General features: G+C 59.9%; 11 protein-coding genes and 1 riboswitch. Of the genes, 2 read left to right on the forward strand and 9 right to left on the reverse strand.

The genetic code is table 11. The features are described 5' to 3' along the window. The first annotated feature begins 5 nt into the window (after window positions 1-5). Window positions 6-1247 carry a glycosyltransferase 87 family protein gene (locus CFAEC_RS09300; RefSeq protein WP_290276247.1) on the forward strand — a complete coding sequence of 414 codons (1242 nt, stop codon included), beginning with the start codon at window positions 6-8 and terminating at the stop codon, window positions 1245-1247. 93 nt (window positions 1248-1340) lie between these two features. Here CFAEC_RS09300 and CFAEC_RS09305 read toward each other — a convergent pair whose 3' ends face one another. Beyond that, the gene (locus tag CFAEC_RS09305; protein ID WP_290276249.1) at window positions 1341-2729 is read right to left on the reverse strand and encodes a class II 3-deoxy-7-phosphoheptulonate synthase; all 1389 of its coding nucleotides are present in this window, start codon (window positions 2727-2729) and stop codon (window positions 1341-1343) included. 158 nt (window positions 2730-2887) lie between these two features. Continuing rightward, window positions 2888-3403 (reverse strand): polyadenylate-specific 3'-exoribonuclease AS, encoded by a 516-nt coding sequence (locus CFAEC_RS09310; RefSeq protein ID WP_290276250.1) that lies wholly within the window; start codon window positions 3401-3403, stop codon window positions 2888-2890. 315 nt (window positions 3404-3718) lie between these two features. Between CFAEC_RS09310 and CFAEC_RS09315 the strand changes: the two genes are divergently transcribed. Next, window positions 3719-6040 (forward strand): glycosyltransferase 87 family protein, encoded by a 2322-nt coding sequence (locus CFAEC_RS09315; protein ID WP_290276252.1) that lies wholly within the window; start codon window positions 3719-3721, stop codon window positions 6038-6040. 13 nt (window positions 6041-6053) lie between these two features. Here the strand turns inward: CFAEC_RS09315 and CFAEC_RS09320 are convergent, their stop codons facing one another. From CFAEC_RS09320 to CFAEC_RS09350, 7 genes are all read right to left on the reverse strand, one after another. Beyond that, window positions 6054-6224 carry a hypothetical protein gene (locus CFAEC_RS09320; RefSeq protein ID WP_290276254.1) on the reverse strand — a complete coding sequence of 57 codons (171 nt, stop codon included), beginning with the start codon at window positions 6222-6224 and terminating at the stop codon, window positions 6054-6056. 74 nt (window positions 6225-6298) lie between these two features. Further along, entirely contained in the window at window positions 6299-7486 is a 1188-nt protein-coding gene (locus CFAEC_RS09325) for an acyltransferase family protein (protein ID WP_290279861.1), read from the reverse strand. 234 nt (window positions 7487-7720) lie between these two features. Next, the gene (locus tag CFAEC_RS09330; protein ID WP_290276256.1) at window positions 7721-8452 is read right to left on the reverse strand and encodes a lysophospholipid acyltransferase family protein; all 732 of its coding nucleotides are present in this window, start codon (window positions 8450-8452) and stop codon (window positions 7721-7723) included. Between the two features lie 154 nt (window positions 8453-8606). After that, a complete protein-coding gene (locus CFAEC_RS09335; RefSeq protein ID WP_290276258.1) occupies window positions 8607-9575 on the reverse strand; it encodes an ROK family protein in 969 nt (322 codons plus the stop codon). Between the two features lie 95 nt (window positions 9576-9670). Further along, a complete protein-coding gene (locus tag CFAEC_RS09340) occupies window positions 9671-10810 on the reverse strand; it encodes a glycosyltransferase family 4 protein (RefSeq protein WP_290276260.1) in 1140 nt (379 codons plus the stop codon). 30 nt (window positions 10811-10840) lie between these two features. Beyond that, window positions 10841-11860 carry an NlpC/P60 family protein gene (locus CFAEC_RS09345; protein ID WP_290276262.1) on the reverse strand — a complete coding sequence of 340 codons (1020 nt, stop codon included), beginning with the start codon at window positions 11858-11860 and terminating at the stop codon, window positions 10841-10843. 272 nt (window positions 11861-12132) lie between these two features. Further along, window positions 12133-12765, reverse strand: a complete 633-nt coding sequence (locus tag CFAEC_RS09350; RefSeq protein WP_290276265.1) for a C40 family peptidase — start codon at window positions 12763-12765, stop codon at window positions 12133-12135. A gap of 12 nt (window positions 12766-12777) precedes the next feature. Beyond that, window positions 12778-12936: riboswitch (cyclic di-AMP (ydaO/yuaA leader) on the reverse strand. Window positions 12937-13815: the final 879 nt, after the last annotated feature.

A 13815-nucleotide genomic window follows, 5' to 3' on the forward strand; every position in this document is an offset into this window, starting at 1 on the left:
TGTCAGTGACATGGAAAACCGATGGGGTATGGCCATCGGTGGTGTCGTGGATCCTCATCTGCGTGGCGGTGATCGGGGTGTCCTTCGACACTGATCTGCGGTGGCGCTACCTGTTGGACATGCATGTCTATATTCAGGGAGCTGAACACTTCTGGACGGGAACGGATCTCTACGACACCTTCTTCAGCACCCGGAATGAGGGCCTGCCCTTCACCTATCCCCCGTTCGGCGCCCTGGTGTTCACCCCCTTGTGGCTGCTCACCGAACTGATCGGGCAGACCGCCACCGAGCGGGTGTTCACGGCGGTGTCGGTATTCATGCTCTGGTTGATCGCCCGGACCCTGGCCAAATCCGCAGCGAAGATCGGTAGCCGTGTGCAGGTACCGGTGGTGCTTGCCATCCTGATGTGCAGCCTCCCGGTGTTGAGCACCATGGACCTGGGGCAGATCAATACCGTTCTGATGGCGCTGGTGATCGCGGATGCCGGACGGTTGTTCACACGGATCCCACTCGGCGTGCTCACCGGCATCGCGGCCGCCATCAAACTGACACCGCTGGTCTTCGGCCTGTATTTCCTCGTGCTGTGGGTGGTGAGGAAGAAGCCCGGCGGGCTGGTCGGGATGGGGTCTGCTTTCTTCGGGGCGACCGCCCTCGCATGGCTGGTGCACCCACAGAATTCCATGGTGTACTGGACAGAAACACTGCTGGCGTCCGACCGCATCGGGCAACCCTGGTACGCCAAGAATGTCTCCCTGAGAGGAGAGTTGGCCAGGTTCCCGGGGTTGACCGAAACCACGGCGGGAACCGCGCTGTGGGGAGTCGGAGTGGTGCTGGTCATCTGCCTCGTGGCGTGGGCGGTCCACCGGGTGCTGCGAAGGGCGGATTCCCCCATGCATCACCTCCTGGCTGTCACCCTGGTGTCCTTGATTTCCCTGTTGTGCTCCCCGGTCAGCTGGCACCACCATTGGGTATGGCTGGGTCCCCTGGCCATCTGTCTCTGGTTCACCGGCTACCGGTTTCTTGCAGGGTGGGCTTTCTTCGCCCAGACCTTCGGTGCCTTCCACATGTTCATCCGCAGTGATGACCGGGTGGAATTTGACTGGACCATCCTGGAACATGTCCTGGGCACCCACTACCTGTGGTTCGCTGCGATCGTATTGATCTGGCTGGTGGTGAGGCCTCCAGCCAGGCCCTTGTCACCCGGGAAAGACTCTCACCCTCCGGGACAGGCTCAAGCTCATCGGTGAAAAGCAGACGGGGCGCACACCTTCATGTTGAAGATGTACGCCCCGTCCACGTGCGACGCGTCCCAGTCCGGAGTTGAACCGGTTCTTGGAATGCTAGTTGCGCAGCATCTCCGCAACCAGGAAGGACAGCTCAAGGGACTGCTGGGTGTTCAGCCGTGGGTCACACGCTGACTCGTAGCGGCCTGGCAGATCAACATCGGTGATGTCCTCTGCTCCACCGAGGCACTCGGTGACATCTTCACCGGTGAACTCGATGTGGATACCACCCGGGTGGGTACCCAGTGCGCGGTGAACTTCGAAGAAGCCCTGAACCTCATCGATGACCTTGTCAAAATGACGGGTCTTATAACCATTGGAAGCCGTGAAGGTGTTGCCGTGCATCGGGTCAGACTGCCAGATGACCTTGTGGCCGGAGGCTTCAACAGCCTGGATGACACCCGGAAGCACCGAACGGACCTTGTCATGTCCCATGCGGGCGACCATGGTGAGGCGTCCCGGTTCAAAATCCGGATCCAGCTTGTCTGCGTAGGCGACAGCTTCCTCCGGGGAGATACCGGGGCCGATCTTGATGCCGATCGGGTTGGAAATCATGGCGGCGAAGTTGACGTGGAAGTCTTCCAGACCACGGGTGCGCTCGCCGATCCACAGCTGGTGTGCGGAAAGATCATAAAGTTCCTGCTCGCCGTCTTCGCCCTCTGCCAGACGCAACATGGAACGCTCGTAGTCCACCAGGAGTGCCTCATGGGAGCAGTAGATCTCCGCTGCCCGCAGCGACTCATCAGAGACCCCACAGGCCTCCATGAAGCGCAGACCGGAATCGATCTCACGCGCCAGCGCCTCATAGCGGGCACCCGCTGGTGAATTGGCCACAAACTGACGGTTCCAGTCACTCAGACGGTAGAGGTCTGCGGTTCCGGAGCTGGTCAGGGCACGCACCAGGTTCATCGCGGCGGAGGAGTTTGCATAGGCGCGGATCATTCGTGCCGGATCATGGCGACGTGCCTCAGGAGTCGCTTCGACGCCGTTGACGATATCGCCGCGGTAATTGGGCAGACCGTTGCCATCCAGATCAGAGGAACGCGGCTTGGCGTACTGGCCGGCGATACGGGCCATCTTGATCACAGGGGTGGACGCACCGTAGGTGAGCACCACTGCCATCTGGAGGAGAGTCTTGATATTGGCGCGGATATGGGGCTCGGTGTTGGACTCGAAAGTTTCAGCACAGTCACCGCCCTGAAGGAGAAACGCCTTGCCATTGGCTACATCGGCGAGCTTCTTCCTCAGCTCAAGAACCTCAGGTGCAACCACGATCGGTGGCACGGATTCAAGGATTCGGCGCACGTTATCCGCCTGGGAGCGATCCCAGGTGGGCTGCTGCTTGGCGTCACGGGAAATGGTGTCCTGGAAACGCTCGTGCATGCCTTCCGGCAACGGTGGCAGGTCCGGGAGAACTTCTTTGGGGATATCTACTGTCCAACTCACACCCTTATTCATAGCACGGCATGTACCTTTTGCAGGAATATAAGTTTGAGTAGCTCACTTTATTATTCGCCGGACGCCGGTGGCAGGCCCCCGGCCCGAGGTGGCCAACGCACACCCTGCCCTTTTAGATCTGGACAGCAGCCCCGGGCGTGGTCCACTTATCCCCCACGTTGGACCCGGTTCTTCGGGTCGAGGGGCAAGGCCTGCATACAGACCTTGAATTTAGCCAGATTGTGGCGGGCATCAACCAGGGCGTCGTGGTTGCCATTCGGGAGATCCGGCAGTGGTGGGCATCCTGCCATCTCCCAATACTGTTTCAGCTCCCGGGTATAGCGGGGGATATCACGGGGCAGGCCGGTCATGTCGCCCCACAGCTGAGCGAGGAGCACATGATCATAGGCACCCACCCAGGCCCACAGTTCCGTTTTTCCTGGACCTGAGGTGATGAACCTCAAAACATCCTCCCGGATGGTGTCACGTGATTTCCACACACCGGAGGAGGGATTGGGCAACTGGTTGAGCACATTGGCTTTCACCCAGGCATTGGCCTTACTGCCGTCGAAGTCCGTGGACACCGCGTAGTATTCCCGGCCGTCCTCGGCGATGATCCCGATGGACACCAGCTCAATCGTGCGTCCATCCTCGATGAACTCAGTGTCATAAAAATAGCGCACGGTATCGGTGATCCCTCACTGGTCGGTGTTGTCGTCTCAGTCCCTAATACTAACGGGGTCCGCAGAGCTGTCCGGCATCCAGCCCGCCGTTTCCCCCTCGCGCTGCGTCAGCTCCTGGTTGCCGCTGGGGTTCCCGCCTTGGATCCCGCTGGGGTTCCCGGTGCCACCCCGGGGCTTAGGGCCCCCGCACCCCACCGACTAGGATCTCTAGGAATGCAAGGCGATCAGGATTCCAGCGGCGTGAAGGCCGGTACCAGTACAGTTTCAGTTCCCTCGGGGCGGGATGCGTCCCTGATCAGAAATTCGCGTCTGCGGATGGCTCTGATTTGGGCTTCCGCCATCGCCACCGCAGCGGCCCTGTGGCCGGTGGTGTTCAACGTGCGCGCCATTGAGTCCTTCATTTTCTTCTATCACATCGATTCTGATGTCTACCGGGCCGGGGCGCAGGCCTTTCTCGATGGACTGAACCTCTATGCGCAGGACTATGTGGTCGGAGGCATCCAACTTCCCTTCACATATCCACCGATCGCCACCGTGGTGTTCACTCCCCTGCTGCTCGTCCCGAGCAGCACCATGGGTGTTCTGCTCACACTGATGTCCGCGGCGCTGATGTGGTGGTGCATCGCCATCGTGATCCGCCGTGTGTTCAAGAAGATCTCCATTGCGGATTCCCGGATGTTCGCACTGTTCGTCCTGCCGGTTGCCCTCTTCACTGAACCGGTGAACCAAACCCTGCAGTTCGGCCAGATCAATATCATCCTGATGACGCTGGTCCTCATGGACACCTTCACCAAGAAGCCGTGGCTGCCGCGTGGTTTCTGGATCGGCCTGGCTGCGGCCATCAAGCTCACTCCGGCCGTGTTCGGGTTGTATTTCCTGGTCAAGAAGGACTGGAAGGGTGCCATCACGTCGATTGCGTCAGGGTTGGGCTTCACCCTCCTGGCGTTCATTCTCCTGCCGTCCAGTTCCAAGGTGTACTGGACAGAGACGCTGAGTGACCCCAGCCGTATCGGCAATCTCTCCTACATCACCAACCAGTCCGTCCGGGGCATGATCAGCCGTCTGATGCACGATCATCAGGATGTTGTCGAGTGGATCTGGATGGGAAGTGTCGTCCTCACCCTCATCGGTGTCGCCGTGGCCATGTTCCGGGTCCTCAAAGCCGGTTCCCCACATGGCGCGGTCCTGTTGAACTCTCTGATCGCCCTGCTGTGTTCCCCTGTGTCCTGGTCCCACCACTGGGTGTGGTTGATTCCAGTCGCTCTCGGTTTCGCCGCCGGTGCGTGGTCCCAGCGGCACTCCGCGCCCGCTACCGCCGCAACCTCTATGGTGATGGCGCTGATCACCACCATTCCGATGCTGGTGCCCACATTCTGGAACATGCCCTATGATTCCGAGGCCGCCCCTGCATGGCCACTGCTTCTCCACCCCTCCGGCAGTTCCTACGTGGTCATCGCCATCGCCATTGTCATCGTGGCCCTGATTAATCCGCGGGTATTCGGAACCACGGAGCAGCCCTCCAACCAGTACACCTCCACCACCACCCGCATCAATCCGGCACTCACCGTGACGCTGGTGATCGTCGCCATCTATCTCGCTGTCAATGCCTGGTACAAGGGCGAGAACGGCAATGTCCTCAACATCCAGCACCCACGAGCGGTTCTCGACGGTGTTGATGTCACCGGTTTCGGATATCTGATCACCGAGCCTCTCCGGGGCAATGACACAGCCGCCCTGTGGGTGATCGGTGTGCTGAACGTGCTGGCGTTGGTCTGGTGCGCGGTGTTGATCCTGCGCCACCTGGTCGACCGCACACCGACCGCCTTCACGGTGGCGCTTGCGGTGGTCATCGCGCTGGTCGCCTACCCCGTCCAGTCAGCACTGCAAATGGGTTCACTGACCCTGGTCGCGCTAGCCCTGGTGCTGGTCGATCTACTCAGCCCGCGGGCCATCGGCCGCCGTGGTCTGCTCACCGGCATCGCCGCCGGCATCACCGGCTGGCCCGCGTTCATCATCATCGCGCTGTTCCTACAGCGTCGCCTGACCACCGCGGTGACGGCGACCGTGACCGCGGTGGTGCTGTGGGTGGTCGGCTGGCTGTTCGCCGCTTCCGGGCGCGTCACGCTTATCGACGCCCAGACCACTGTCCATGATGGCGCCGACAATTCCTCTGTCGCAGGTGTCCTCGCCCGGTGGATCAGTGACTCCCCCGTCACCTCCATTGTCTGGTTCGCCCTCGCAGTAGCACTGGGAATCTGGGCTGTTCACCGCACGCACAGTTCCGGAAACACCACACTGTCCACGGCTCTGGCCATCGCCTGGCCCGCCATCGCGCTGCCCACCGTGTATCCGTACCTGTGGGTGTTACTGATCCCGGTGATCATCATCCTGATCCGCTCGGGCCGGGTGTTCGCGGTGTTCCTGGCGCTGTTCATCTCCCTGGTCAACTGGGTGCCCATACAGGTGTCCTATGATGCATTCTTCCCTCTGAACAACCGGGAGATGTTCGACCACGTGGGTCTGGCAGGAAGTTATGCCCTGGTCGAACCGCTGGCGGCCGCACCTGCCTTGATCGGGGTGCTGTTGCTGGTGACTGCAGCCCGCCTGCCACAGACCACGACCTCACCTGCGCAGTAGGCCGCGCACCTGCCTATCGCTTACGATCGCCCTTCCTGCCCATCGGCACAAAAAGGATCAGGGCAATCGCGATGACGATGATCGGGGCGATCAGCTCTGGTGAAATCTCCAGGGCTGCGACAACCACGTAGGCCAGGATCAGCAGAGCTGTCAGACCTAAGCGGATCAGCAGAGTCCTATCCATGTCACATCACTCTTTCTTGCAGTAAAACCTCAATGGAACATCAACTCCGCGACAGTCTACGCCTGTGGTCGATGCTAGTTTCTGATGCGGAGCACACTGGGCTGCTCGACCGGCGGTGTCACGGCCTTGACCGGGGCAACGCCGGACTCGGGAAGCTTGGGCGGCGTGAGCGTTCTGCCCAGCACCGGGAGCCTGGAGATGAGATACGTCAGGTAGGAGCCCACCATGGCCAGGGTGAAGGCAATGGCCATCCAGGTGAAGGACCAGTTCATTGGATTAGTGGAAGAATTGTTGATCTCCATGACGTTCCACCGGAGGGTGTAGTTGAACAGCACCGTCAGTCCGACAGCATGTCCGATGTAGATCACCAGGGTGTGGCGTCCGAAGAACTTCAGCACCCGCGCAACCGGTGGCGCCTTGGCCAGCCAGACAGACAACACCACGCCGGCGGGAAGAGACAGCAGCCGGATCAGGGTTCCGGATAGCTGACCCATGGCGAACGGTTCGAGTTCCCCGCCGAGTAGCGCTGCGATCTCATCCTTCCAGGTGATGAACCACATCTGGGTCGGCCCCGGTTCACGGCTGGTGAGAATATCATCCGCCGCCGCAATGCCCATGCCTGCCACGTAGAAGGCCATGGCCACCACCACTGCCTTCGGACGTGCAGCTGCATCGGCGAACCTGATGATCAACGGTCGGAAATACGCACCAATGAAGAATGCCGGCAGGTAGATCAGTGTTTTCCGTAGAAAATCGTGCTCACTGAACATGGGCATGAACAGCCACGGACCAACCGCCACCACTGTGACAATCGCCCAGGCCGGCAGTTTCCGGGTGGCCCACAACAACAGGTTGAACCACACCAGGAAGTACAGGAACCAGTACATGTTGGTGCCATCGACGATCTTCTGGGCGTAGTACGTCCATTCCGGCATCGCACGGTCAAAGTAGATCAGCCCCTGGAGGCGGTTGGTGGACAGCTCGATCGGAGTCCACACCAGGTAAGGAACGAGGAAGAACCACAATCTGCGCTTGAACAGTTGCTCAAACGTCAGTCTGAGAACCTTCACCGAGAAGAAGCCCGAGACAAGGAAGAACAGCGGCATCCGGAGGGGATCCAGGAAGTGGTTCAACTCAGCGAGGAAAGAATTCTCTGCTTCCGGGATGGCGAGAGTGACGTGGAGAAGCACCACACCCAGGATCGACAGACCCCTGGCCACATCAGGCCAATCCATGCGGGTCTTCTCTGACTGCTGTGTCATCTGTGTCACAGCGCTTGTGCTGTTCCCTGTCTGCATAAACTACAATGCTCTCCTCGGTGGCAATGGCTAGGGCCGTACCGAGGGAAGGGCTGCATATGAAACTCTACTGCGGTGCGGTGGCGGTGCCACATAAAAAAGGTGGCCCATGAAGGCCACACAACTACACAAAGGTTACCCCAACCGTCCCGGACAGTAAACAAAACTTAAACCGGGACATAATTTTAAGGGGTGACCTCAGGGCTCAGCGCCCTTCGGGTATCCCTTGCCGGCGGCGAGGGATTCCTTGACTTCCTTGGCATAGACATCCACATAAGGCTGTCCGGTGAGTTCTGACAAGGTGTGCATCACGTGGTCCGTGAGCGCACGGGCGGTCTCCCGGCTCTCTGGATCCAGGCCACGTTCGGCGGCGAAGGCGATCGGGTCGATGGGCTCGCCCACCTGCATCCTGACTTTCTTCGGGCGCGGGAAGGTGGTGCCGATCGGATTCGCATCGCGGCTACCGATCATAGCCACGGGAATAACTGGGACACCGGTTTCAAGGGCCACCACGGCCATGCCCACCTTGCCCTTGTAGATCCGTCCGTCCGGGGATCTGGTGCCCTCCGGGTAGATACTGAGCAGAGTGCCTTCATCAAGGACCTGTTTTGCGGTGGAGCGCAATGAGTCCAGTGCATTTCCGGCATCCCGGTCAAGCGGGATCTGACGGAGGGCCTTGAAGAACCACCTTTTGAAATCCCCTTTCAATCCTGGCGCTGTGAAGTATTCCGCCTTGGCGGGGAATACCATCTGCCGTGGACACTTCAGTGGGAAGTAGAAGGAATCCATGACGGCCTGGTGGTTGGATGCCATGATTGCCGGACCCGTCGCGGGGATATTATCCAGGCCGGTGATCTCAGGGCGGTTGTACACGTGGAGGAATGGGCCAACGATGACATGTTTGAAAACCCAGTACCACTTGTTATTCATGGTGTCCGATGTACCTTTCCGCGCAATTATCACTGGGGATCAACTCCCTCAGCCAACGAGCTTTCAGACTACTGCACCAATCACTTTATGCTGTGGAAGTGAGTCCGCGCGTCTTGACCCCCGATGGTGGGGTGGGCGTCGATAAGCGTCAGGCTCAGCGCGCGGCAACCGCGCGTCGGGCGAGGTCCGCTACCCCGATCATGCCTGCCTCCCCGCCCAGTCGGGCGGGGATGACGTCGGCGAGGGGCCTGTAACCTGCGCCGACGATGCGTGTGGAGAAATGCGCGACGGCGGTTTCGAGGTAGATGTCAGTGTCACGGGACACTCCGCCACCGATGACGATCAGTTCCGGGTCCAGGGTGTCTGCCACCATGGACAGGCATTCACCCAACCACAGGCTGAAATCCTCCATCACCGCGACACCGAGCGGATCCCGGTCACGGGCGGCACTGGTGATCACATCACCGCGCAGTGCGTGGGGGTTGATGCGGATCTCATCCAGCAGGCTGCTGTTGCGGAAACTACCGGAGGCCGCCATCTCCCGGGCGGTATCCACCAGCGCTGTTCCCGAACAATAACGCTCCAGGCAACCGGATTTTCCGCATGGGCACGGCCGACCATCCGGAACCACACGCAGGTGACCAAACTCCGGAGCGGTCCCATGTGCGCCGCGGTAAATCTCACCATCGGCGATCAGGGCCGCACCGATGCCGGTGCCGATCGCCAACAGCACCCAGTTATCCACACCCTGCGCGGCACCAAACCGGTGCTCGCCCCAGGCGGCTGAATTGGCATCATGCTCAAGACGGATCGGGAGTTCCAGGCGGTCACTGAGGCGGTCGCGCACAGGGGCATCACGCCACGGCAGATGTGGGGCGAAACGAACCGTTTCGCAGGCAGGATCCAGGAAACCAGCCACGGCGAGGCCGACAGCATCGATGGTGTGGGTGGTACCCAGTCGCGCAACGAGGTCCGCAATTCCCGATTCCAGTTCTTCAGCGGTTCCGGGCGTGGGTGCGGACAGCTGCCGCACGATCTCGCCGGTGTCGGAGATCAGACCGGCACGCATATTGGTTCCGCCGATGTCGAAGCCGACCGTGAACCGGCCCGGGTCTTGTGGCATCTGCTTACGCCTCACGATCTAGAAAACTGGAAATAACCCCCAAAGTATAGCCAGCCACCTGCACCGGGCCATCATTGTGCAGGCCTAACGGTTTCTCAGTTGAGCATTTCCGTCAACCGCGCACCCATCGTGGCCCAGGACCATGCATCCTCCGCATGACGGCGCCCCGCCGCCCCCATTCGCTCACGTCTATCCGCGTCCGCCAGCAGGCTGGTTATTGCATCAGTGAGCTTATCGACGCCCCGGCCATCCACCACCACACCGGTGCGTGGTGTTACGGTCTCCGGCGCACCGCCGGACGCCCCGGCTATCACCGGCACCCCGCATGCCTGTGCTTCGAGATAGACAATGCCGAGCCCCTCCACATCCAGTCCCCCACCGCGGGTGCGTGCCGGCATGGCAAAAATATCGGACGCCGCCAGGACATCAATCATGTCTGTGTGCTCGAGTCTGCCCAGGAAACGGACTGATTCACCCAGAGGCGCGGCGCTTCTTTTCAGTTGCTGTTCGATCCTGCCGGATCCCACGATCAGCAAGGTGGCATCGGGGTGTTCACGGAGCACCCCGGGCATGGCCTCTATCAGCATGTCCTGCCCTTTGCGGGGAACAAGACGGGAAATGCAGGAGACCACCGGAGCTCCGGGGCTCAGGCTGAAGCGTTGACGCGTTGCGTGACGCTGCTCCTGGGTTGCCGGTTGGAAGAGCTCAGTGTCCACACCAGATGGGAGATGGGCGAACGTGGGCTGGGGCCCGAATGCCGCGCTGAAGCGCCCCAGCGTGTAGTCGGAGATGTAGGTGACGGTATCCACCTCATTACCGATCCGGCGCAGCACCTGGCGTGCTCCCGGCACCATCGACCACCCCACCTCGTGCCCGTGGGTGGAGGCGATGATCCGGGTTGCGCCGGCTTTGCGGGCGTGAGGAGCCATCAGTGCCAAGGGCGCCGCCGCCCCAAACCAGACATTGTCAATGTCTCGCGCCCTGATGATCTCTGTCATGGCATCAACCGTTGCCGGGGTGGGCAGCATCACGGTCCGGGGCCACCTGATCACTTCATAGTCCAGGGTGGCATCATAAGATTTCGCCGCAGCGGTGTTCTGGGTGGAGGCAAACACCACGATTGATTCCGGATCCTGTGTGGCAAGAAAATCACGGACATAAGACTGGATTCCACCCACCGTTGGAGGAAAGTCATTGGTGACAACGAGTGTTCTGCGTCTGCGACCGGTACCCACGGCAGGACCTCCTGTGATCAGTCTGATGAATTAATAGCGGCGTGCCCCGAAGAAAGGGGCCGAATCAACAGATACCACCTGAACCGGGATTCCGTAATCTGAGGCGTGCACAATCATCCCATCGCCGATATACAACCCCACATGGGTTGCCCCTGGGTAGTAACCAATGACATCGCCGGGCTGTAATTGATCACGACTGACCGTTGTTCCACCCGCCATCTGTGCCTGGGAGGTGCGGGGCAGCGTTTTCCCCTGCTGCTGGAATGCCCAGTAGATGAGCCCGGAACAGTCGAAGGCCGACGGGCCGACCGCACCCCAGCCATAAGGCGAACCGATCTTGCCTAGTGCTGCCTGAACGGCACCGGCCGCTTCACCGGATGCTCCGAGGAAACTCGCGATATCAATATCCAGCGGGCCGTTCTTCTCCACCCAGAGCTGGCGCTGTTCTGGTGACAGGTTGTCCACCCGACGCCTGATCTCTTCCTGCCGGCGCTCCAAGTCCTCCTGCACCCCGAGCTGCTCACCGAGGTGAACACGCAGCTGCCCGAGCTGGAACTCGGCTTCAGCCTTCATCCGGTTGGCTTCATCGAGACTTTCCGCGGCTTGATCAGTGGCCGTGCGCAGTCCTGCAACCACCTCACCGGTGGATTTAGTCAGCGAGGTGATATAGCTGACGCGATCAATCACATGCTGAGGATTCTCCCCGGAGATTGCTGCGGTCAGCGGATCAACCGCGGTGCCACGATACCGGGCCTGCGCGATCTGATTGATTTCACCCCGATGGGCATCCGCGGTCATCTTCGCCTGGTCGGCCAGCTGGCGGTGATGAGCCTGTTGATCACGAATGTGGTCAATGGCGGATTCACGTTCGAGGATATCCAGTTCGGTGGCTTTGACGTCTTCGGTCTGTGCGGAAACTTCACGGGACACCTGCTCGATCTCAGCGATCAGGCCGTCGATGTCCTGCCCCGTGGCGACAGCCGGGGTGCCGAGAATAGACACCCCCAGGATCACTGATGCCACTTTGGCGCAGCAACGTCGAAGAACCATCGCACCTCTCCTCTTCACCCGGACGCACTACCTCCAGGAACAACCTCACGAAATGATAACTTTACCGTCCCGAACAGCATCATTGTCAATCATGTCGGGGTTCGTTCTGGTCCGTCGTTTCCCTTGGCACACGTCCCTGCTGGAGATTGTGACCGGAGGGAAATGCGCGAGGACTGTCGAGGCGGAGGTCGGCGAGACCCAGAATCACAAAAGTCCCCAGCATATTGCTGGGGACCTCGTGGTGTGATGCGTCAGAAACTAGAACCTGGAAACTAGAAACGCACCGCGGAGTGGAACGGCATGTAATCGAGGGAATGCTCGGACAGCGGGGTGGAGCTGTTCAGAGCGTGGATGACAGTGCCGTGACCGGAGTAGATGCCAACGTGGGTGGCGCCGGAGTAGAACGCAACGATGTCACCAGCCTGCAGGTTGGAGTAGGCAACAGGAGTTCCCTGGGAAGCCTGTGCCTGCGAGGTGCGTGGGATGGACTTGCCGACCTGGCTGTATGCCCAGGAAGTCAGACCGGAGCAGTCAAAGGCGTTAGGGCCGACAGCACCCCAGCCATATGGAGCACCGATCTTGGAACGCGCGGCGTCCACGATGGCCTGTCCGCCGCTCTGAACAGGAGCTGCCTCAACAGCTGGTGGTGCCTCAACGACGGCAGCGTAGGCCGCAGGAGCTGCCTGGCTGGACAGAGCCGGGATCCACTGGTCAATGCCGGGGATGTTGTTCAGGCCCGGGGTGTTCTCAATTCCGGCGATCTCAACAGAGATGTCGGTGTTCGGGATGAAGACCTCTGCAGCTTGTGCCGGGTTGGTGAGGACGGCGGTGGCGCCGAGTGCGGCTGCGGAAACTGCAGCTGCATTGCGGGTAACGCGGGTGTTGCTGCGACGGTGCTTGCCCATGTGATGAAACTCCAAATCTTCCTGTTGGCCTACCGGGTTAGCTGTCGGATTCGGAGCGGAAGGCCCCTATCCCCACTCCCTTCCGATCAATTCGTTGAACTGTTCGGACCCTTGTGGAGAATTCACCCCAGGAACTCTGTGGTTCCCCGGTTCGCGAAGCTTCTCGTGTTTAATCCTTGGGAGGGACTTTGTTCGAGAAGCTGCTTCGCGATTAAGCATTTTCTATTGGTTTCTTTGCAGTGGATCGAGGCGATCATTCTGGAAATGTTCTCCCCGACCCCGCAAGGTCTCAATAAGGTTACGAAACTGCATCATTGAATGTCTAGTCGGCAAGAACGGGCACGCCGTTATTAAACCGTTATCGGCAGGTATCACTACTGCAATCAAATGAGGCATCCGCGGAAAGACCCCCGGGCGACCTTCGGAATGATTGCTTAAAAAGCCCTTATCACCACAGGTTTTAAGATTAACCTTTAGCCATTGATAGGTTAAAAGTTCCGGCGTGAAATCCGTCGACGCTTCAGCGCGGGACCACGGTTATGACGTTGCTCACATTCACTTCAACACCGGCGAATTCTTCATCTAGCGATAGCGTTTTCCCGAATTTGGAGGGTTCCATCACCGCGTCTCAACACGCAGGCGGGAACCGAGACTCCACAGAGTGCGATACCCACGATTACCTAGACCTCACCGTGGAAATACTCCTGTTTATTCTCCAACACCCCGGAAAGGCGCATCCTCAGAAGCCACAAGGCTTGATACCTGCCCTTCTGGATCCGCTGATCGGGTTGTGCCCCTTCGACTCCGGAGGGAACAGGCTCAGAGCTTTAACCACAGTCAAGGAGGGCGGACAAGCATACCTGCCGGGCGCTTAGACCATGAGGGAACACTTAAGGGATCACCTCGTCCGCGGTAGCGTCCCCCTCGGGCTGAGAGGACAAGCAATCTCACGCGCTGTGGTTAAAGGCCCGCGCAGCGCAGCATAGCCGACTGGCGGAGGATTGGGGATGCTTCTGATGCCTATCGCGGGCGGGAGGGAGACATCGCACT

It is taken from the genome of Corynebacterium faecale, from assembly GCF_030408735.1.
GTDB classification, from domain to species: domain Bacteria; phylum Actinomycetota; class Actinomycetes; order Mycobacteriales; family Mycobacteriaceae; genus Corynebacterium; species Corynebacterium faecale.